Below are 23,024 nucleotides of genomic sequence, written 5' to 3'. Positions count from 1 at the left end.
GGCGGCCTCACTCGGCGCCGACGGCCTCCAGCAGGCGTACGGTCACATCGGGCGGGAAGCCCGCGCCCGCGCCGCCGACCCGGCGGGCGAACTCCCGTATGCCGGCGAGCTGTTCGGCGCCGAGCCGGAAGTCCAGCGCCGTCGTGTAGTACTGCTCCAGAGTCGCCGCATCGAACTCCTCCCACTGCGCGGCCTGTTCGCTCACCGCGTTCACCTCCCGCAGCGACAGATCCCGGGAGGCCAGCAGATCGGCGTGGACACTGCGGACCAGCTCGGGCTCGCGGGCGAGGAAGTCACGGCGCGCGGCGAACACGGCGAACACGAACGGGAGTCCGGTCCACTCCTTCCACATCCGGCCCAGGTCGTGCACCTGGAGACCGAGCCGCGGAGCCTCGTACAGGGCGGCGCTCAGCGCGACGTCGCCGATGATCACGGCGGCGCGCGCGTCGGCCATCATCGCGCGCAGGTCGGGCGCGTGGACGACGTACTCGGGCCGCACCCCCACCCGCTCCTCCAGCAGCAACTGGGCCAGCCGCACCGAGGTCCGGCTCGTCGAACCGAGCGCCACCCGCTCACCGTCGAGCTGGTCCAGCGGGACCTCGCTGAGGATCAGGCAGGACATCACGTCGCCGTCACTGCCGACAGCGATGTCGGGCAGCGCCACCAACTCGTCGGCGTTGCGCAGGAACTCGACCAGGCTGATCGGCCCCATGTCGAGATCGCCGACCGCAAGCGCCTCGTTGAGGCCGTCCGGGCTGTCCGTGTGCAGATCCAGGCCGAGCAGGCTGCCGGTGCGGGCCAGCCCCCAGAACAGCGGCAGGCAGTTGAGAAACTGGATGTGCCCGACGCGGGGGCGGCGGCGCTTGCCGCGCAGCGCGGGCGAGGGTGCTGCGGCGACGAGTTGTTCGGTCATCTCTGGGCGCTCCCGTGACGTTTCTGTCGGGCGGTTCAGCGGTTCAGCGGTTCAAGGGGGGTGGGTCGTCGGCGTACAGCGGCGGTCGGAGAGACCCGCCGCCTCGGCTACGCCCCCCGGACGGCCGACGCGGTGGTGAAGTGCTCGGTGAGGACGGCGAGGACGTCCGCCGCGCGCTCGGTGAGATAGAAGTGGCCGCCGGGGAAGACATGCAGCTCGCTGCCGCCGAGGGTGTGACCCTCCCAGGCGCGGGCTTCGTCGATCGACGTCTTGGGGTCGTCGTCGCCGGTCAGGACCGTCACCGGGCAGCGCACGGTGTCGTCCGGCGCGGCCAGATAGGTCTCCACGGCCGTGTAGTCGCTGCGGATCGCGGGCAGCACCATGCGCAGCAGCTCCTCGTTGTCCAGGAACCGGGAGTCGGTGCCGCTGAGTGTGCGGATCTCGGCGATCAGCCGGTCGTCGCCGAGGGTGTGGGTGCGCTCGTCACGGGTGCGGGACGGCGCCCGGCGTCCCGACGCGAACAGCCGTACCGGACCGGTGCCGGACCGCTCCAGGCGCCGGGCGACCTCGAAGGCCACCACCGCGCCCATGCTGTGCCCGAAGAAGGTCAGCGGCTTGTCGTCCCAGCCGTAGAGCGTCTCGGCGATCCGGTCGGCGAGCTCCGCGATCGACGTCAGCCCGGGTTCGCCGCGCCGGTCCTGCCGTCCGGGGTACTGCACGGCGACCACGTCGATACGGGGGCTGAGAGCCGTGGCGACCGGCAGATAGAAGCTGGCGGAGCCTCCCGCGTGCGGGAAGCACACCAGCCGCTCCGGCGCGTCGGGAGCGGGACGGAAACTGCGGATCCACAGATCGTCCCGGGAACTCGGGGGACGCAGGGCACTCGGGAGGCTTGTACTCATGGGACGCGGATGTCCTTCCAGGGTCCGGGGCCAGGTACCGGGGCCAGGAACGGGGGCCAGGAACGGGGGCCGGGGGCCGGGTTCGGGGTCTGGGGCAGACGCGGTCGGGCGCCGTCAGGCGCTCTGCGCGTCCGGCCCCCACACCTCTACGGCGTCATCGGCGCGCCGTACGTGGATGCACTCGCCGGGGCACTCCTTGGCCGAGTCGGTGACGTCCTGGAGCAGCTGGAGCGGCACCCGGGTGCTGGCCTTGGGCTGCTGGAGGAGTTCGTCGTCCTCGTCCTTGACATAGGCGATGCCGTCGATGTCCAGTTCGAAGACCTCGGGCGCGTACTGGGCGCAGATGCCGTCGCCGGTGCACAGGTCGTGGTCGATCCAGACCTCGTAGCCCTGCTCGTCGCTCGTCTGCGGGGACATGTCCACCTGCCTGTCTGCACTGCCGGGTTCGGTCGTGGGGGAGTGAAGGTGAAGAGCGGGAGCCCTCCCGGAGGGGACGGGAGCCCTCCCGGACAGGAGCTCTCCCTGGCGGGGGCTTCAGACCCGCATCGGCTGCGGCGCGTCTCGGCGGGCCGGGTCCGGGCCGTCGTACTCGCGGATGATCTCGTAGCGCGTATTGCGCTCCACGGGCCGGAAGCCGGCGTCGCGGATGAGGTCGAGGAGGTCGTCGCGGGTCAGCTTGTTCGGCGTGCCGTAGTTGTCCGCGTCATGGGTGATCTTGTACTCGACGACCGATCCGTCCATGTCGTCCGCGCCGAACTGCAGGGCGAGCTGGGCCGTGTGCAGACCGTGCATCACCCAGAAGACCTTGACGTGCGGCACGTTGTCGAAGAGGAGGCGGGAGACCGCGAAGGTCTTCAGGGCCTCGGCGCCCGTGGCCATGGTGGTCCGTGCCTGGAGCCTGTTGCGGACCTTGCCGTCCTTCATGTCGACGAAGTCGTGCTGGTAGCGCAGCGGGATGAAGACCTGGAACCCGCCGGTCTCGTCCTGGAGCTCACGCAGCCGCAGGACGTGATCGACCCGGTGCCGGTGTTCCTCGATGTGGCCGTAGAGCATGGTGCAGGGCGTCTTGAGGCCCTTCTGGTGCGCCAGCCGGTGGATACGGGACCAGTCCTCCCAGTGGGTGCGGTGGTCCACGATGTGCTGCCGCACCTCCCAGTCGAAGATCTCCGCGCCGCCGCCGGTCAGCGACTCCAGCCCCGCGTCGATCAGTTCGTCGAGGACGTCCGACGCGGGCAGCCCTGAGATGGTCTCGAAGTGGTGGATCTCGGTCGCTGTGAACGCCTTGATGGAGACGTTCGGCAGCGCCTTCTTCAGCTCCCGCAGCGACCGCGGGTAGTAGCGCCAAGGCAGCGACGGGTGCAGCCCGTTGACGATGTGCAGCTCCGAGAGGTGCTCGCTCTCCATCGCCTTGGCCAGCCGCACGGCCTCCTCGATGCGCATCGTGTACGCGTCCGTCTCGCCCGGCTTGCGCTGGAACGAGCAGTAGGCGCACGACGCGGTGCACACATTGGTCATGTTGAGGTGGCGGTTGACGTTGAAGTGGACCACGTCGCCGTTCTTGGCGGCCCGCCGGTGATGCGCGAGACCGCCCAGCCAGGCCAGGTCGTCCGACTCGTACAACGCGAGACCGTCCTCACGGGACAGCCGCTCACCGGAGTAGACCTTCTCCTCCAGCTCACGCTTGAGCCCAGCGTCCATTACCGGGGAACCTCCTCGGTCAGTGCCTGGCGGCACACGTACATGCGGTGGATGGCGATGGGTGCGGTGGATCCGGCGGATCGGCGGATCCGGTGGAATTCGGCCGCTTCGGATGAGGCCCCCTCATAGTCGCGGAGGGCAGTCTGGGGAAAACCCCACATCCATCACGGGTTTCCTGGAGGTCACCAAGCGCGCAGTCGAACCGAGCAGCGAACAGAATGAGGCGGGCAGCATGACGTCACGACTGACCCTGGCGCACTCCTCGTGCCCGAACGACACCTTCGTCTTCCACGCCCTTACGCACGGCCTGCTGCCCGGCGCCCCCGAGACCGACCTCAGGATCGCCGACATCGACATCACCAACGGCCTCGCCCGCCGCGCCGCACTCGACGTCCTCAAGGTGTCCTACGGCGTCCTGCCGCACGTCCTCGGCGACTACGCCCTGCTGCCCTGCGGCGGCGCCGTCGGCCGTGGCTGCGGACCGCTCGTCCTCGGCCGTCGGGCCACCGACCCGGCCGACGCCCTCGCCGGCGCCCGGGTCGCCGTACCGAGCACCACCTCCACGGCGTACCTGCTGTTCCGCCTCTGGGCCGCCCGCGCCGCGCCCGGCGGCGTCGGCGAGACGGTCGTCATGCCGTTCCACGAGATCATGCCCGCCGTCCGCGACGGCGAGGTCGACGCCGGACTCGTCATCCACGAGGCCCGCTTCACCTACGGCCACTACGGACTGCACTGCCTCACCGACCTCGGCGAGGAGTGGGAGAAGGACACCGGGCTGCCCATCCCGCTGGGCGCGATCATCGCCCGCCGCAGCCTCGGCACCCGGCGGCTCACCCAACTCGCCGACGCCGTACGGGCGTCCGCACAGGCCGCCTGGTCCAGCCCCGCCGCCTCCAGGCCGTACGTCCTGGAGCACGCCCAGGAACTGGCGACGAACGTCGTCGACCAGCACATCGACCTGTACGTCAACTCGTTCACCGCGGACCTCGGCGACGAAGGGCGGGCCGCCGTACGGGCGTTGCTCGACCGGAGCGCGGAGCAGGGACTGCTGCCCGCCGTGCCGGAGGGCGCCCTGGACTTCCCGGGGGCCGCCGCCTCGTAGCGGCAGGTCTGCCGCACGCAGGGACCGCCCAGCACTAGGGGTTCGCTTAGAGCTGGTCGGAGCATGTCCGGGGCCCCGTACGGCCGTTCGCATAATCGGCGAGAACGATGGACCCGCTGTCGAAGGGAACCGACCGTGAGCGACGACACCATTCGCGAGCTCCGCGATTTCCTGAAGCGCGTCACCGCAGACCTCCAACGCACCCGCACCCGGCTGCGCCAGGTCGAGTCACGGGCCACGGAACCCGTCGCCGTAGTCTCCATGGCCTGCCGCTACCCCGGCGGCGTACGCACCCCCGAGGACCTCTGGCGACTCGTCGACACCGGCGCCGATGCCGTCTCCGGCTTCCCCGAGGACCGCGGCTGGGACGTGGCCGGCCTCTACGACCCCGACCCCGACCGCCCCGGCACCTGCTACACCCGCGAGGGTGGCTTCCTGCACGACGCCGCCGACTTCGACGCCGGGTTCTTCGGCATGTCACCCCGCGAGGCCCTCGCCACCGACCCCCAGCAGCGCCTCCTCCTGGAGGTCGGCTGGGAGGCCATGGAACGCGCCGGACTGCGCCCCGCCGACCTGCGCGGCAGCTCGACCGGCGTGTTCGCCGGCGTCATGTACAACGACTACGGCTCCCGCTTCCCCGAGCCCCCCGAGGGCCTCGACGGCTATATCGGCAACGGCAGCGCCGCCAGCATCGCCTCCGGCCGTATCGCCTACACCTTCGGCCTCGAAGGACCGGCGATCACCGTCGACACGGCGTGCTCGTCGTCGCTGGTCGCCCTGCATCTGGCGGCGCAGGCGCTGCGCGCGGGCGAGTGCGACCTCGCCCTCGCGGGCGGCGTCGCCGTCATGTCGACCCCGGTCACCTTCCTGGAGTTCAGCCGCCAGCGCGGACTGTCCGCCGACGGCCGCTGCAAGTCCTACGCCGAGGCTGCCGACGGCACCGGCTGGGGCGAGGGCGTCGGCATGGTCCTCCTCGAGCGGCTGTCCGACGCCCGCCGCAACGGGCATCAGGTGCTCGCCGTGATCCGCGGCTCCGCCGTCAACCAGGACGGCGCCAGCAGCGGCCTCACCGCTCCCAACGGCCCCGCCCAGCAACGCGTCATCCGCGCCGCGCTGGCCGCCGCGGGACTGCGGCCGGGCGACGTCGACGCCGTCGAGGGCCATGGCACCGGCACCCGGCTCGGCGACCCCATCGAGGCCCAGGCCCTCCTCGCGACCTACGGCCAGGAGCACCCCGCCGACCGGCCGCTGTGGCTCGGCTCGCTCAAGTCCAACATCGGCCACACCCAGGCGGCGGCGGGTGTCGGGGGCGTCATCAAGATGGTGATGGCGCTGCGCAACGGTGTCCTGCCCCGCACCCTGCACGTCGACGAGCCGTCCACCACCGTCGACTGGACCGACGGCAACGTCCGCCTCCTCACCGACTCGGTCGACTGGCCCGACGCCGGCGACCGTCCCCGGCGGGCCGCCGTGTCCGCGTTCGGGGTCAGCGGGACCAACGCCCATGTGATCGTGGAGCAGGCGCCGACCGAGGACTCGCAGGCGGCACCGACGGATGGTGCGAATCTGCCGGTGGTGCCGTGGCTGCTGTACGGGCAGACCCCCGAGGCGCTGCGGGCACAGGCCGCGGCACTGCTCACCCACCTGGAGAACCACCCCGGCGGCGCCGACGGCCGCGTCGACGATCACGCCGTCGTCCACGCCGTCGCCCACGCTCTCGCCACCACCCGCTCCGTCTTCGAACACCGCGCGGTGGTCCTCGGCGCGGACCGCGCCACCCTGCTCCGGGGGCTCAAGGCCCTCAGCGACGATGTACCGGCGCCGCTGGAGAGCGTGGTGGGCAAGGCGCGGCGGGGCGGGGGGAAGGTCGCCTTTCTGTTCTCGGGGCAGGGGGCACAACGGGTGGGGATGGGGCGGGAGTTGTACGACGCCTATCCCGTGTTCGCCGAAGCCTTCGACACGGTGTGTGCGCGGGTGGACGGTGACCTGAAGGGTGTCGTCTTCGGGGCGGACGCCGATGAGTTGAACCGGACGGGGTGGACGCAGCCCGCGTTGTTCGCGATCGAGGTCGCGCTGTTCCGGCTGGTCGAATCGTGGGGCGTACGGCCCGACTTCCTGATCGGGCACTCGGTCGGTGAGCTGGCGGCAGCGCATGTGGCCGGGGTCCTGTCGTTGGACGACGCCTGTCGTCTGGTGTTGGCGCGTGGCCGCCTCATGCAGCAACTTCCCGCCGGTGGGGCGATGTTCGCGCTGGAGGCCACCGAGGACGAGGTGGCGTCGCTACTGACGGCGGACGTGTCGATCGCCGCGATCAACGGCCCTCGTTCCGTGGTGATTTCGGGCGCCGAGGACGCGGCATCAGTGCTCGCGGATCAGATCGCTTCTCTCGGTCGCCACACCACCCGCCTCCGCGTCTCCCACGCCTTCCACTCCCCGCTGATGGACCCGATGCTGGCAGAGTTCCGCACGGTCGCGGAGAGCGTGACGTACGGCGAGCCGGGCATCCCGGTCGTGTCGAATGTGACCGGAAAGCCCGCCGGAGCAGGCGAGTTGGCGTCACCGGACTACTGGGTCCGGCATGTCCGCGAGGCCGTCCGCTTCGCCGACGGGGTACGGACGCTCGCCGAACAGGGCGTGACCCGTTTTGTCGAGCTGGGGCCCGATGCCACCCTCACCGCGCTCGCCCAGGCCTGCGTCACCGAGGACGAGAACACCCTCTTCGCCCCCGCCCTCCGCAAGAACCGCCCCGAGCCGCTCACGGCGCTCGGCGCGATCGCCGCCCTGCACACACGAGGCGTCGCCGTCGACTGGGCGGCCGTGATCCCGGCCGACCCCCGCCCGCCGGTCCCGCTGCCCACGTACGCCTTCCAGCGCAGCCGCTACTGGCTCGACCCGGTACCCCGGGAGGGGGCGCCGACCCGGGGCGGCGAGACGGAGACCGACGACCTCTTCAGCGTCGTATGGACGCCTCCGCAGGAAGCGGCGGCGCTGCCGACGGCACCCGAGGTGAGGGTCGTAGCCTCCCTGGACGACCTCCTGGTGTCGTCCGGCGATCTCCTGGCGTCGTCCGGCGGCCGTCTGGCGTCGTCCGGCGGCCCCCTGCCCGAGATCGTCGCCCTGCCCGTCCGTACGGCAGGTGGCGTGAGCGCCGAAGCCGTCCACGGGGCCACCGCGACCGCGCTCGCCCTGCTCCAGACCTGGCTGGCGGACGACCGCTGCACCGGCTCCCGCCTGCTGTTCCTCACGACCGGCGCGGTCGCGGCGGCCGACGGGGAGACGGTCACCGACCTGCCCGCGTCGGCGGTACGCGGCCTGGTCCGCAGCGCACAGGCGGAGAACCCGGGGCGTTTTCTGCTCCTGGACGCGGACGACGCTCCGGTGGAAGAGGCGCAGGTAGCGGAGGCCTTTCGCTTCGGCGAGCCGGACATCGCCCTCCGGAACGGCCGGATCCTGGTCCCCCGCCTCACCCGAGCCGCCACCGCACCCCAGACGGCCGCGACCCCGTCCCCGGCCCCAGCTCTGTCCTTCGACCCCGACCGCACGGTCCTGGTCACCGGAGGCACCGGCACGGTCGGCGCGGCCACCGTCCGGCATCTGGTCGCCGAGCACGGCGTACGGCATCTGCTGCTGGCCGGTCGGCGCGGCAGTGACGCACCCGGCGCCCACGAACTGGTGGACGAACTCACCGAGTTGGGGGCACAGGTCACCGTGGCCGCCTGCGACGCCGCCGACCGGGACGCCCTCGCCGCGCTCCTGGCGGCCGTACCGCAGGACCACCCGCTCGGAGCCGTCGTACACGCGGCCGGAGTCCTGGACGACGGAGTCGTCACCGCCCTCACCCCCGAACGCCTCGACACCGTCCTGCGCCCCAAGGCGGACGCCGCCGTCAATCTGCACGAACTGACCGCGGATCTGGACCTGTCGGCCTTCGTCCTCTACTCCTCGGCCGCTGCCGCACTGGGTGGCCCCGGCCAGGGCAACTACGTCGCCGCCAACTCCTTCCTCGACGCCTACGCCGCCCGCCTGCGCGACAACGGACACCCCGCCCTCGCCATCGGCTGGGGCCTGTGGGCCGAGGACAGCGCCATGACCGGCGGCCTGGATTCCGCCCGGAGGGACCGTATCGACCGCAGCGGAGTCGGCGCCCTGCCCACCGCGCAGGCGCTGGCCCTGCTCGACCGCTGCCTCGCCCGGCCCCCCGCCACCGGGACCCTGCTGCCGCTGCGCGTCGATCTGCCCGCGCTGCGCCGCAACGCGGCCGCGCTGCCCCCGGTCCTACGGTCCCTGAACGGCCCCGCCGCCCCTGCGTACACGGCTGACGACCCGACTACGGCGGACGCCGCCGCCGCGCTGGCCGCCCTGCAGGAGGAGAAGCGGCAGGCGGCGGTACTCTCCCTGGTCCGTACGACGGTCGCGGGCGTCCTGGGCCACAGCGGTGAGGCCGCGATCGCCCCCGACCGACCCTTCGCCGAGCTGGGCTTCGACTCGCTCACCGCCCTCGAACTGCGCAACGCCCTCACCCGCGCCACCGGGCTCACGCTCCCTGCGACCTTGGTCTTCGACCACCCGAGTCCGGCCGCCGTGGCCGACGCGATCCTGGCCGGGCTCGTCCCTGCGGCGACGGATTCCGTCAGCGAACAGCCCCTCGTACGCTCGGAGTCGGCCGACGATCCGATCGCGATCATCGGCATGGGCTGCCGCTTCCCCGGCGGGGTGGAGAGTCCCGGGCAGCTGTGGGAGATGCTCCTCAAGGGCGAGGACGGCATCACCGACTTCCCGGCCGACCGCGGCTGGGATCTGGCCTCCCTCTACGACCCCGACCGCGAGGCGAGGCGCCCGGGCACCACATACACTCGCCGCGGCGGCTTCCTGAAGGATGCCGGATCGTTCGACACGGAGTTCTTCGGTGTCTCGCCGCGCGAGGCGCTCGCGATGGACCCGCAGCAGCGGCTGCTGCTGGAGACCTCGTGGGAGGCGGTCGAGCGGGCCGGCATCGACCCCAGGTCGCTGCGTGGCTCACGGACCGGTGTGTTCACCGGCACCAACGGCCAGGACTACGTCCACATCCTCAACACTGCCGACGCCGACACCGAGGGCTACCTCGGCACCGGTAACGCGGCGAGCGTCGTCTCGGGCCGCGTCGCGTACGTCCTCGGCCTGGAGGGCCCGGCGGTGACGGTGGACACGGCGTGCTCGGCGTCCCTCGTCGCCCTGCACTGGGCCATCCGCGCGCTCACCGCCGGGGAGTGCTCGATGGCCCTGGTCGGCGGGGCGACGGTGATGTCGACCCCGGCCGCCTTCGTGGAGTTCAGCAAGCAGGGCGGCCTCGCGGCGGACGGCCTGTGCAAGGCGTTCGCGGAGGGCGCGGACGGGACCGGGTGGGGTGAGGGTGTCGGCGTGCTGCTGGTGGAGCGGCTGTCCGACGCGCGGAAGCACGGCCATCCCGTTCTGGCGGTGGTACGCGGCTCCGCGGTCAACCAGGACGGCGCGTCCAACGGCCTGACGGCACCGAACGGTCCTTCGCAGCAACGGGTGATCCGGGCCGCGCTGGCGAGGGCGGGTCTGACCCCGGGTGACGTGGACGCGGTGGAGGCGCACGGTACGGGTACGGCACTGGGTGACCCGATCGAGGCGCAGGCGCTGCTCGCGACGTACGGGCAAGGGCGGGACGCCGAACGGCCGTTGTGGCTCGGATCGGTGAAGTCGAACATCGGGCACACGCAGGCGGCTGCCGGTGTGGCGGGCGTGATCAAGATGGTGGAGGCGCTGCGGCACGGGGTGCTGCCCGCGACCCTCCACGTGGACGAGCCGTCGTCGCATGTGGAGTGGACGGCGGGGGAGGTCCGGCTGCTCTCGGAGGCGGTGGAGTGGCCGGGCACCGGCGAGCGTCCGCGCCGGGCGGGGGTCTCGGCCTTCGGGTTCAGCGGGACCAACGCCCATGTGGTGCTGGAGGAGGCGCCGAGGGCAGCGGAGGGTGCCGCTTCCGGGGCGCTGCCTGTCGTCCCGTGGGTGGTGTCGGGGCGTAGTCAGGCCGGGCTGCGGGCTCAGGCTCAGCGGTTGCTGGCTCATGTGGGTGGCCGACCGGAGCTGGATACGGCTGATGTGGCGTGGTCACTGGTTGCCGGGCGGTCGGTCTTCGAGCACCGTGCGGTGGTGCGGGGGGTGGATCGGGAGGAACTGCTTGCAGGGCTGGGTGCGGTGGCCGGGGGCGAGAGGACGGCGGCGGGAAGTGCTGCCGTGGGGAGTGCTGCGGGGGAGGGCAAGGTCGCGTTTCTGTTCTCGGGGCAGGGGGCTCAGCGGGTGGGGATGGGGCGGGAGTTGTATGAGGCCTGTCCGGTGTTCGCGGAGGCCTTCGACGAGGTTGCCGCGCGGGTGGAGGGCGATCTGAAGTCGGTTGTCTTCGGCTCCGATGCCGAGGAGCTGAACCGGACCGGCTGGGCACAGCCCGCGCTGTTCGCGATCGAGGTCGCGCTGTTCCGGCTCCTCGACTCGTGGGGTGTGCGGCCGGACTTCCTGGTCGGGCACTCGGTCGGTGAGCTGGCCGCTGCGCATGTGGCTGGGGTGCTGTCGCTGGACGACGCCTGCCGTCTGGTCTCCGCCCGTGGCCGACTGATGCAGCAACTGCCCCCCGGTGGTGCGATGTTCGCGCTGGAGGCGGCGGAGGACGAGGTAGTGCCGCTGCTGACGGACGAGGTGTCGATCGCGGCGGTGAACGGGCCGCGTTCGGTGGTCATTTCGGGTGTGGAAGCGGCGGGATCGGTACTCGCGGAGGAGATCGCTGCTCTCGGTCGCCGTACGACCCGCCTCCGTGTGTCGCATGGGTTTCACTCGCCGTTGATGGAGCCGATGCTGGCGGACTTCCGTGCGGTCGCGGAGGGGGTGTCGTACGGCGAGCCGGCTGTCCCGGTCGTGTCGAATGTGACCGGACGGCTTGCGGGCGACGGGGAGTTGTCGTCGCCGGAGTACTGGGTGCGTCACGTCCGCGATGCGGTCCGCTTCGCGGATGGGATACGAACCCTGGAGGACCAGGGGGTGACCCGCTTCCTGGAGCTCGGCCCCGACGGCACCCTGACCGCCCTGGCCGCGTCCTGCGTGTCGGGCGACGTGGACCTGGTCTTCGTACCCACCCTCCGCAAGGACCGCCGCGAGCCCGAAACGGTCGTAACCGCTCTGGCGAAGGCGTTCGAGCACGGGGTGCCCGTCGACTGGGCGGCGTTCCTGACGGGCGCCGGAGCCACCCCCGTAGGGCGGCAAGTCGACTTGCCGACGTATGCATTCCAGCGTGAGAGGTACTGGCCCGAGCCCGCGCAGGGTGCCGCAGAACGCGCCCGGGTCGACGGCTGGCGCTACCGGATCACCTGGGAGCAGATGCCCACCCCGACATCTTCCGCGCCGACGGTGCCGGGCCGCTGGGTCCTGCTCCAGCCCTCCGGCACCTACGGCGACGTACTGGCCGGGATCGAGGAATTCGTCCCCGGCGTCGACCGGTTCACCTGCCCGGCGGACGCGCTGGACCGCTCTTCGCTGGCGCGGGTCCTGACACAGGCAGCGGAGTGCGGCCTGATCGACGGCGTGCTGTCGTACCTGGCCCCTGCCGGGGATGTCCGGGCGACGACGGCGCTCATCCAGGCGATGGGTGACGCGAGCCTGACGGCACCCCTGTGGGTGGTGACGAGCGGAGCCGTGGCAACAGGCGCACCCGGCGAGGATCCGGCCGTCGATCCGTCCCAGGCCGCGGTCTGGGGCCTCGGCCGCGTCGCCGCGCTGGAGCACCCGGACCGCTGGGGCGGCCTGGTGGACGTACCGGCCACGAAGGACTCCGAGCCGACCGACCGGGACACCTTGGCCGGGATCGCGGCGGCCCTACTCTCAGGTGTCTCCGGTGCCCCCGGTCACTCCGGGGAGGACCAGATCGCCGTACGCGGCGGCCCCGGCGCCTCGCTCGTACGACGTCTCGCCCCTGCCCCGGCCCCCTCCGCCTCGGTCCGGACGTGGATCCCGCGCGGCCGGATCCTGGTGACCGGCGGTACCGGTGCCATCGGCGGACACCTCGCCCGCTGGCTGGTACGGCGCGGCGCCCGCGATCTGGTCCTGGCCGGCCGCCGCGGTACGGACGCGCCCGGCGCCGCCGAACTCGCCGCCGGGCTGCGCGACGCCGGCGCCGAAGTCGTCGTAGAGGCATGCGACATGGCGGACCGAGCCGCCGTAGAGGCACTGCTGGACCGGCACGAGTACGACTTCGACGCCGTCTTCCACGCGGCGGGCCGGGGTGATGCGCTGCCGCTCGACGAGGCCGACGACCGGCACCTCGACGACGTATGGGGCGCGAAGGCGGCCGGTGCCGCGCACCTGGACGCCCTGCTGGGCGACCGGGACCTGTCCGCCTTCGTCGTCTTCTCCTCGATCGCAGGGGTGTGGGGCAGCGGCGTCCAGTCGGCGTACGCCGCGGCGAACGCGCAGCTCGACGCCCTGGTCGAAGGCCGCCGGGCGCGCGGTCTGGCCGGTACGGCTGTGGCATGGGGCCCGTGGGGCGGGGGCGGCATGGTGACGGACGACGGCGCGGCCGACCTGGCCCGCCGGGGCCTGCGGGTGATGGACCCCGACCGGGCACTGACCGCACTCGGCCGCGCCCTGGACGTGGGCGACGGGACGGTGGTCGTGGCGGATGTGGAGTGGGAGAGGTTCCTGCCCACGTTCACCAGCCGCCGCCCGAGCCCGCTGCTCTCCGCGCTCGCCGCCACGGCGGAGCCGGTGACCGGTAAGGCGCCGGAGAGGAGCGCCGCGGACGCGTCCGAGCAACTGCGCGCCCGGCTGGCCGGACTCTCCGCCGCCGACCGCAAGTCGGCGCTGCGGGACCTCGTACGCGACCGCGCCGCCGCGGTGCTCGGCCGGGCGAACGGCGAGGGCGTGGCGCCCGCGCAGGCGTTCCGGGACATCGGCTTCGACTCACTGACCGCCGTGGAACTCCGCAACCGGCTTGGCCGGGACACCGGCCTGCGCCTGCCGAGCACCCTCGTCTACGACTACCCGACCCCCGGGCACCTGGCCGATCTCCTGTCCGCCGAACTGTTCCCCGACACACAGGACTTGGCGGCCGTGGCATCCGTGGCCGACGGGGACGAGGCGATGGTGCGCAGAAAGCTGTCGACCGTCCCGCTGGCGCGGCTGAGGGATAGCGGTCTGCTGACGGCGCTGCTGGCCCTGGCCGAGCCGGACGAGCCGTCGGAGCCAGTCGCGGAGGACGACTCCACCGACCTGATCGAGGTGATGGACGTCGACGACCTCGTCCAACTGGCCCTGGGTGACGTGGCGCACTGACCGCCCTGCCACACATATGCCGTAGCACCCGCCGTAGACCGGTGCCGTAGACCGGTGCCGAAGACCGTGCCGTAGACCGATGCCGAAGCAAGAACAGTGGAGCTGAGTATGCCCACCTCCGAGGAACGCGTAGTCGCGGCTCTGCGTGCGTCGCTGCTCGAGAACGAGCGGCTGCGCAAGCAGAACGACACCCTCGTGCGCGCGGCGATCGAACCCGTCGCCGTGATCGGCATGGCCTGCCGCTACCCGGGGGACGTCAACTCACCCGAGGACCTGTGGCAGTTGGTGACCGAGGGCCGGGACGCGATGACCGGGCTCCCGGCGGACCGCGGCTGGGACCTCACCGCCTCGACGACCGACCCGGCCGCCCTACGCGGCGGATTCGTCGCGACCGCGGCGGAGTTCGACGCCGGTTTCTTCGGCATCTCGCCCCGTGAGGCCCTGGCGATGGACCCGCAGCAGCGCCTCACCCTGGAGGCGTCGTGGGAGGCATTGGAACGGGCGGGCATCGACGCGTCGGCGGTACGCGGCAGCCGTACGGGTGTGTTCATCGGATCCAGCAACCAGAACTACGGCTCCGGGGCCTTTGAGGCCGCCGAAGGCATCGAGGGGCACCTGCTGACGGGCAACGCGGCGAGCGTGGTCTCCGGTCGGGTGTCCTACACGCTGGGCCTGGAGGGCCCGGCGGTGACCGTGGACACGGCGTGCTCGTCGTCGCTGGTGGCACTGCATCTGGCGGTGCAGGCGCTGCGCACGGGTGAGTGCGACCTCGCCCTGGCGGGCGGGGTGACGGTGATGTCGACGCCGGACGTCTTCGCCGAGTTCGACCGACAGGGCGGGCTCGCCGGGGACGGCCGCTGCAAGGCGTTCGCGGAGAGCGCGGACGGCACCGGGTGGGGCGAGGGGGTCGGCGTACTGCTGGTGGAGCGCCTGTCCGACGCCCGCCGCAACGGGCACCGGGTGCTCGCGGTGGTGCGCGGCTCCGCCGTCAATCAGGACGGCGCGTCCAACGGCCTCACGGCGCCCAACGGCCCTTCGCAGCAACGGGTGATCCGGGCGGCGCTGGCCAATGCGGGCCTGTCGGCAGCGGATGTGGACGTGGTGGAGGCCCACGGAACGGGCACGGCGCTGGGCGACCCGATCGAGGCCCACGCACTGCTGGCGACGTACGGGAGGGACCGGTCCGGGGACGAGCCGCTGTGGCTGGGCTCCGTGAAGTCGAACATCGGTCATACGCAGGCGGCGGCGGGCGTCGCGGGCGTGATCAAAATGGTGGAGGCCCTACGGCACGGGGTGCTGCCCGCCACGCTGCATGTCGACCGGCCCTCGACCCACGTCCACTGGGAAGCGGGCGAGGTACGCCTGCTGACCGGCGCGCGGGCGTGGCCGGAGACAGGCCGCCCGAGGGTGGCGGCGGTGTCGGCGTTCGGGGTGAGCGGGACGAACGCGCATGTGGTGCTGGAACAGGAGACGGCGGGTTCGGAAGCGACCTCGACGCCTGCCAGCACGGCTGCGTCGCCGACTGCTTTGGCCGTGATCCCGTGGCTGCTCTCGGCCCGCACCCCGCAGGCCCTGCGCGCCCAGGCCCGCAGCCTGTCGGCCTTCCTTACCGAGCACCCGGGCGGCGATCCGCTGGACGTGGCGCGGTCCCTGTTGACGACACGGTCGGTCTTCGACCATCGTGCGGTAGCGCTGGGCGCCGACCGCGATGCGTTGCTTTGTGCTGTACGCGACCTGGCCGAGGGCGAGTCGACGCCGCAGGTGGTGACGGGGCGGGGAGCCCGTGAGGAGGGCAAGGTCGCGTTCCTGTTCTCGGGGCAGGGGGCTCAGCGGGTTGGGATGGGGCGGGAGTTGTACGACGCCTGTCCGGTGTTCGCGGAGGCGTTCGATGCGGTGTGCGCCTGGGTGGAGGGTGACCTGAGGTCGGTCGTGTTCGGTGCGGATGCCGAGGAGCTGAACCGGACGGGGTGGGCGCAGCCTGCGTTGTTCGCGATCGAGGTGGCGTTGTTCCGGTTGGTGGAGTCGTGGGGTGTGCGGCCGGACTTCCTGGTGGGGCATTCGGTGGGGGAGTTGGCGGCGGCGCATGTGGCGGGGGTGTTGTCGCTGGACGATGCCTGCCGTCTCGTGTCCGCCCGTGGCCGTCTGATGCAGGAGCTGCCTTCCGGCGGGGCGATGTTCGCGCTGGAGGCGGCGGAGGACGAGGTTGCGCCGCTGCTGACGGACGGGGTGTCGATCGCGGCGGTCAACGGTCCCCGCTCGGTGGTGATTTCGGGTGCCGAGGCTGCTGGATCGGTGCTCGCGGAAGAGATCGCTGCTCTCGGCCGCCGTACCACCCGCCTACGGGTGTCGCACGCGTTCCACTCCCCGCTGATGGAGCCGATGCTGGCGGAGTTCCGTGCGGTCGCGGAGAGCATGACGTACGGCGAGCCGGTCATCCCGGTGGTGTCGAACGTGACCGGACGGGTCGCTGGTGATGGGGAGTTGGCGTCGCCGGAGTACTGGGTGCGCCACGTCCGCGAGGCCGTCCGTTTCGCCGACGGGGTACGGGCCCTGGAGGGGCAGGGCGTGACCCGCTTCCTGGAACTCGGCCCCGACGGCACCCTGACCGCGTTGGCGGCGTCGTGCGTGTCCGGTGACGCGGACGGGTTGCTGTTCTCACCCACGCTGCACAAGACGGGCGCCGAACCGGCAGCGGTCCTACGGGGCTTGGCCCGACTGCACGTGGACGGCGTCCCGGTCGACTGGCGGAAGTTCTTCGCCGGTACCGGTGAGAGCGTCGTGGACCTGCCGACGTACGCCTTTCAGCGGGAGCGCTACTGGCTGGCCCCTTCCGCCCAGGGCCCGAAGCCTGCCCCCGGGGCGACCGCCCGGTATCCCCACGCCGTGGTGGACACCGAGTTCTGGGAAGCGGTCGAACGGCAGGACATCGAGACGCTGGCCGACGACCTGGAGGTGACCCGGGAAGCGCTGGACGCGGTCGTCCCGGCGCTGTCCCTCTGGCACCGCAGGCGCAGCGACCGGCACATCACCGACTCCTGGCGCTACGACGTCACTTGGCGCCCGCTGACCCAGGTCACGGCGACGGGAGGTGCGGCACCGTCCGGCCGCAGGTTGGTGATCGTCCCGAGGGCGGGCGACGCGGGTGCGGACACGTCTGTGATCGACGCCGTACTCGATGGGCTCCGAGCTTGTGGCTTCGACCTGCACCAGATCGAGTCGGCCGACGGCCGTGCCGACTTGGCGGCTCAACTTACGCGGGCGGACAAGGAGTTCGGCCCGTTCAAGGGGGTGCTGTCCCTGCTCCCGCTCGCCGGAGACGGCGACAGAGCGGTGACCGGCACGGTCACGATGATCCAGGCGCTGGCGGACGCCGGTCTGTCCGGTGGCCCGGTGGTCTGGTCGGTGACGAGCGGAGCGGTGTCGGTGGGCCGTTCGGACGCTGTGACCGAGCCCGGGCAGGCGGCGGTGTGGGGGCTCGGCCGCGTGGCCGCGCTGGAACACCCCGATCTCTGGGGCGGGTCGGTCGACCTGCCGCAGACGCTCGGCAAGCGCGAGATCGGGCGGCTGGCCGCCGTTCTGACCACGCTTCCCGGGGAGTCGGGCGAGGACCAGGTGGCAGTCCGGGACTCCGCGGTCTTCGGACGACGGCTGTCGAGGACGGCGGTGGCTTTGCAGGAGACTTGGCAGCCACGTGGACCGGTGCTGATCACCGGGGGCACGGGGGCCATCGGCGCCCGGGTGGCGCGGTGGGTGGTCGAGCGGGGCGCCGAGGAGGTGGTCGTGGTCAGCAGGCGCGGCCCGGAGGCTCCGGGTGCGGCCGAACTGGAGGCGGAGCTGCGGTCGTTGGGCGCGGCGCGGGTCACGCTGGCGGCGGTGGACGTCTCCGTACGGGAGGAGGTCGCCGAGCTGCTGGCCCGGCACACCGTGGACGCCGTCTTCCACACGGCCGGCGTGCTCGACGATGCCGTACTCGGCGGCGCGGACGTGGAACGCGTACGGCAGGTCATGCGAGCCAAGTCCGAAGCAGCGCTGCACCTGGACGAGCTGACCCGCGACCGTGACCTCTCGGCCTTCGTGCTCTTCTCCTCCCTCGCCGGGGTGCTCGGCAATGCCGGACAGGGTGCCTACGCAGCCGCCAACGCCGTCCTCGACGCGCTCGCTGAGCGACGGCGGGCCGAAGGGCTGACGGCCACGTCCGTGGCCTGGGGACCGTGGGCGGGCGGTGGCATGGCCACGCCGGTCGAGTCGGTTTCGAGCGGCCGGAAGCACGGCCGGGGCACCGTGACGCCGCTGGACCCCTATCTGGCCGTGGCCGCTCTGGCGACGGCACTGGACTCCGGCGTGACCTGCGAGTTTGTGGCGGACATCGACTGGGAGAGGTTCGCTCCGGCGTTCACGACGGCACGGTCGAGCGCGCTTCTTGGGGACCTGCCGGAGGCTGTGGCCGGGTCCCGTTCCGGGGACGAGGGGCAGCCGGGTGCGGCCGGCCGTGGCGAGGGTCTGGCCGCGAGCATCGGCTCCCTGCCCCGGGAGGCGGGGATCCGGGCCGCCATGGACCTGGTGCGGGTGCGAGCGGCGGCGGTGCTGGGGTATGCGGGTGCGGAGTCGGTGCCTGCCGACCGGGCGTTCCGTGATCTGGGCGTCGACTCACTGATCGCGGTGGAGCTGCGGAATGTGCTGGGGGCGGAGTGCGGGGTGCGGTTGCCGGCGACGGTGGTGTTCGACCATCCGACGCCCGCGGCGCTGGGGGAATTCCTGTATGGGGAGTTGGGGGGCGCGGTTGTGGCGGCGCCGGTGCTTCCGGGTGTCGGCGCGGTGTCCTCGGATCCTGTGGTGATCGTGGGGATGGCGTGCCGTTTCCCGGGTGGGGTGGAGTCTCCTGAGGGGTTGTGGGCGCTGCTGTCGGAGGAGCGCGACGGGATCGTCGGGTTCCCGGAGGACCGAGGCTGGGAGGGGATCGGCTCGTCCTACGGCGTGGACGAGGGGACGCCGTTCGCCCGGGTGGGTGGGTTCCTGTCGGATGTGGGGTTGTTCGACGCGGGGTTCTTCGGTGTGTCGCCGCGTGAGGCGTTGGCGATGGATCCGCAGCAGCGGCTGCTGCTGGAGGCCTCGTGGGAGGCGGTGGAGCGGGCGCGGATCGACCCGCGGGTGTTGAGGGGGTCGCGGACCGGCGTGTTCGCGGGGACGAACGGTCAGGACTATCCGGCCTTGCTGTCGCTGGCTGACGGGGATTTCGGGGGGTATGTGGGGACGGGGAATGCGGCCAGCGTGTTCTCCGGGCGGGTGTCGTACGTGCTGGGCCTCGAAGGCCCGGCCGTCACCGTCGATACGGCATGCTCCTCCAGCCTCGTCGCTCTTCACCTTGCCGCGCAGTCGTTGCGGACGGGTGAGTGTGATCTGGCGTTGGCGGGTGGTGTGACGGTGATGTCGACGCCGGGTGCGTTCGTGGAGTTCAGCCGTCAGGGTGGGCTGGCGGGGGACGGGCGGTGCAAGGCGTTCGCGGAGGGTGCGGACGGTACGGGGTGGGGTGAGGGTGTGGGTGTGCTGCTGGTGGAGCGGCTGTCCGACGCGCGTCGTAATGGGCATCCGGTGCTGGCGGTGGTTGCGGGGTCGGCGGTCAATCAGGACGGTGCGTCGAACGGTCTGACGGCGCCGAACGGGCCCTCCCAGCAGCGGGTGATCCGGGCGGCCCTGGCCAGTGCCGGGCTGATGCCGGGTGATGTGGATGCGGTGGAGGCGCACGGGACGGGTACGGCGTTGGGTGATCCGATCGAGGCGCAGGCGCTGCTGGCCGCCTACGGGCAGGACCGGACCGGGGACCGGCCGTTGTGGTTGGGCTCGGTGAAGTCGAACATCGGTCACACGCAGGCGGCTGCGGGTGTGGCGGGTGTGATCAAGATGGTGCTGGCCCTGCGCAACGGGGTCCTCCCGGCGACGTTGCATGTGGATGAGCCGTCGTCGCATGTGGACTGGGGGGCGGGCGAGGTCCGGCTGCTGACCGAGGCGGTCGACTGGCCGGAGACGGGCGACCGCCCGCGCCGTGCGGGCGTGTCGTCGTTCGGGCTGAGCGGCACCAACGCCCACATCGTGCTGGAACAGGCACCGCGGGAAACCGTTGCTGTGCCCGAGACAGATGGGGAAGTGCCCCTCGTCCCGTGGGTGGTGTCGGGCCAGGGCGCGGACGCCCTCCGTGACCAGGCCGCACGCCTCCTCACCCACCTCCAGGACCATCCCGGCCTCGATCCGGTGGCCGTCGGCCTGTCCCTGGCCACCAGCCGCACCGCGTTCGAGAACCGCGCGGTGATCCGCGGCACCGGCCGTGAGGACCTGCTCGCCGGACTGGCCGCCGTGGCCCGGGGCGAGGCCCGACCGGCCGCCGCGGGTGACGGCAAACTCGCCTTCCTCTTCTCCGGCCAGGGCTCGCAGCGCCTGGGTATGGGCCGGGAACTGTACGACGTCTACCCGGTCTTCGCCGACGCCTTCGACGACGTCTGCGCACACCTCGACAACGACCTGAAGCCGGTCGTCTTCGGCACCGATGCCGACGAGCTGAACCGGACCGGCTGGACCCAGCCCGCCCTGTTCGCGATGGAGGTCGCGCTGTTCCGTCTCCTCGAATCGTGGGGTGTCCGTCCGGACTTCCTGATCGGCCACTCGGTCGGTGAACTGGCCGCCGCACACGTCGCCGGAGTCCTCACCCTCGGCGACGCCTGCCGCTTAGTCTCCGCCCGTGGCCGCCTGATGCAGCAGCTGCCCACCGGCGGCGCCATGTTCGCCCTGGAAGCATCGGAGGACGAGATCGTGCCGCTGCTGACGGACGAAGTCTCCATCGCGGCGATCAACGGCCCCCGCTCCGTGGTGATTTCAGGCACGGCCTCGGAAGCGGAGGCGATCGCGAAGGAGATGACGACGCTCGGCCGCCGCACCACCCGCCTCCGCGTCTCCCACGCCTTCCACTCTCCCCTGATGACCCCGATGCTCGCCGGCTTCCGCACACTCGCGAAGACTGTGACGTACAGCGAGCCGGTCATCCCGGTCGTGTCGAACGTGACCGGACGGACAGCAGCCGATGGGGAGTTGGCGTCACCGGAGTACTGGGTCCGGCACGTCCGCGAGGCGGTCCGCTTCGCCGACGGCGTACGAACCCTGGACGACCAGGGAGTGACCCGTTACCTGGAACTCGGCCCCGACGGCACCCTGACCGCCCTCGCCGCCTCCAGCGTCCCCGAAGGCCGGAACGCGCTCCTCGTCCCCACCCTCCGCAAGGACCGTCCGGAGCCGGATGCGGTCGTAGCTGCCGTGGCGAAGGCGTTCGAGTACGGGGCGCCCGTCGACTGGCCGGCTCTCCTGACCGGCACCGGAGCCAGCAAGGTCGACTTGCCGACATACGCCTTCCAGCGCGAGCGCTACTGGCCCAGGCCGGCACAGCCAGGAACCGACGACTGGCGCTACCACGTCGAGTGGGAGCAGATCACGGTCCCACCCGCCACCCCCGACACCGCACGCCGACTCCTGCTCCAGCCGGACGGCGAGAAGGAACTCCTCCCGGACATCGAGGAGTTCCTGCCCGGCACCGAGCGCGTCACCTACGACCCACATTCCGACCGAGTCACCCTCACCCGAACCCTGGCCGAGGCAGCGACGGCAGAAGCCCCGATCACAGCGGTACTGGCCTGCTCTGCCGACACAACCACAGCCCTCACCCTGGTCCAGTCCCTGGGCGACGCCGATCTGACGGCCCCCCTCTGGCTGCTCACGCAGTCAGCCGTGGCCACCGGAACGGCCACGGAGGCCGTCGTGGACCCTGCTCAGTCAGCCCTGTGGGGCTTCGGCCGCGTCGCGGCGCTGGAACACCCCGACCGCTGGGGCGGCCTGATCGACACGACACCCGACTCGAACCTGGCCACAGTGGCCGCACTCGTGACGGACGGCACGGAGGACCAGGCAGCGGTCCGCGACTCCGAGGCCTACGCCCGCCGCCTCGCCCACGCCCCCGCACCCCTGAACGCGAACGCGGCCTGGCAGGCACCGGCGCGAGTCCTGATCACCGGCGGTACCGGAGGCGTAGGCGCCCATCTGGCCCGTTGGCTGATCGCCCGAGGCGCCACCCACCTCACCCTGACCAGCCGCCGAGGCCCGGCCGCCCCCGGTGCCACCGACCTGACGGCCGAACTCGCGGCCCTGGGTGCCGAGGTGGCCGTAGTGGCCTGCGACATGGCGGACGGCGACGCTGTGGCGACGCTCCTGCACGACCATCCGGTGGACGCGATCTTCCACGCGGCGGGCATTCTCGACTATGACTTGATCGACCGCCTGACCCCCGAACGCACGGCGGCTGTCCTGGCAGCAAAGGCCACGGCGGCAGACCACCTGGACACCCTCACCCGCGACAGCGACCTGACCGCCTTCGTCTGCTTCTCCTCCATCGCCGGCGTATGGGGCAGCGGAGGCCAGTCCGCCTACGCGGCCGCCAACGCCCACCTGGACGCGCTGGTCGAACGCCGCCGTGCCCGAGGCCAGGCCGGGACGGCCGTCGCCTGGGGCCCCTGGGGAGGCGGAGGGATGGTGTCGGAGGAGGCGGCGGCCGAACTGGCCCGCAGGGGCCTGAGGGTGATGGCCCCGGAACGCGCGCTGACCGGACTGGGCAGGGCCCTGGAACTGGACGACACGGCAGTGATCGTGGCCGATGTGGACTGGGGCCGATTCCTGCCGCCGTTCACGAGCCGCCGCCCGAGCCCGCTCCTCGCGGCGCTCCCGGAAGCGGCAGATCCCACGCCGGGCCCGACGACGGGGCCAGCGGCCGGAGACGGTGGCGTGAGTCCGCTGGTGGAGAAGCTGACGACACTGTCGGCCGACGCACGACTCCAGCACCTCCAGGACCACATACGGAGGGTCGCCGCAACAGCCCTGGGCCACGACGGCGTGCAGGGCATCGAACCGACCCGAGCCTTCCGGGAGATGGGCTTCGACTCTCTGACCGCCGTGGAACTGCGCGACCGGCTGACCCAGGACACGGGCCTGCGCCTGCCCACGACGCTGGCGTTCGACCGGCCCACCCCGGCCGACCTGGCCCGCCATCTGGCGGGTGAGT

5 protein-coding genes and 2 pseudogenes are annotated in these 23,024 nt (G+C 72.0%); 3 read left to right on the top strand and 4 right to left on the bottom strand.

All coding sequences use genetic code 11. The features are described 5' to 3' along the window. Window positions 1–7: 7 nt before the first annotated feature. From ACSYGN_RS40730 to mqnE, 4 genes are all read right to left on the bottom strand, one after another. On the bottom strand, window positions 8–913 hold the full coding sequence (locus tag ACSYGN_RS40730) for a menaquinone biosynthetic enzyme MqnA/MqnD family protein (RefSeq protein WP_460405914.1): 906 nt from the start codon (window positions 911–913) through the stop codon (window positions 8–10). Window positions 914–1,020: 107 nt separating this feature from the next. Beyond that, the gene (locus ACSYGN_RS40725; RefSeq protein ID WP_460405912.1) at window positions 1,021–1,815 is read right to left on the bottom strand and encodes a thioesterase II family protein; all 795 of its coding nucleotides are present in this window, start codon (window positions 1,813–1,815) and stop codon (window positions 1,021–1,023) included. A 114-nt stretch (window positions 1,816–1,929) separates the two neighbouring features. After that, a complete protein-coding gene (locus ACSYGN_RS40720) occupies window positions 1,930–2,232 on the bottom strand; it encodes a ferredoxin (RefSeq protein WP_460405910.1) in 303 nt (100 codons plus the stop codon). A gap of 117 nt (window positions 2,233–2,349) precedes the next feature. Next, a complete protein-coding gene (gene mqnE, locus ACSYGN_RS40715; protein ID WP_460405908.1) occupies window positions 2,350–3,513 on the bottom strand; it encodes an aminofutalosine synthase MqnE in 1,164 nt (387 codons plus the stop codon). A 232-nt stretch (window positions 3,514–3,745) separates the two neighbouring features. Here mqnE and ACSYGN_RS40710 point away from each other — a divergent pair, with 232 nt between their 5' ends. The 3 genes and pseudogenes from ACSYGN_RS40710 to ACSYGN_RS40700 form a co-directional block, all read left to right on the top strand. Beyond that, complete coding sequence (locus ACSYGN_RS40710; RefSeq protein WP_460405906.1) at window positions 3,746–4,615, top strand: 1,4-dihydroxy-6-naphthoate synthase; 870 nt, start codon at window positions 3,746–3,748, stop codon at window positions 4,613–4,615. A 165-nt stretch (window positions 4,616–4,780) separates the two neighbouring features. Beyond that, window positions 4,781–13,933 (top strand): annotated as a pseudogene (locus tag ACSYGN_RS40705) (SDR family NAD(P)-dependent oxidoreductase); the annotation flags it as partial. A gap of 120 nt (window positions 13,934–14,053) precedes the next feature. Continuing rightward, window positions 14,054–23,002, top strand: a pseudogene (locus ACSYGN_RS40700) (type I polyketide synthase); the annotation flags it as partial. Window positions 23,003–23,024 lie beyond the last annotated feature (22 nt).

This window comes from Streptomyces sp. YIM S03343 (assembly GCF_054729195.1).
Note: the sequence above shows the minus strand (reverse complement) of the source record. Positions and strands in the feature narration are given on the sequence as shown.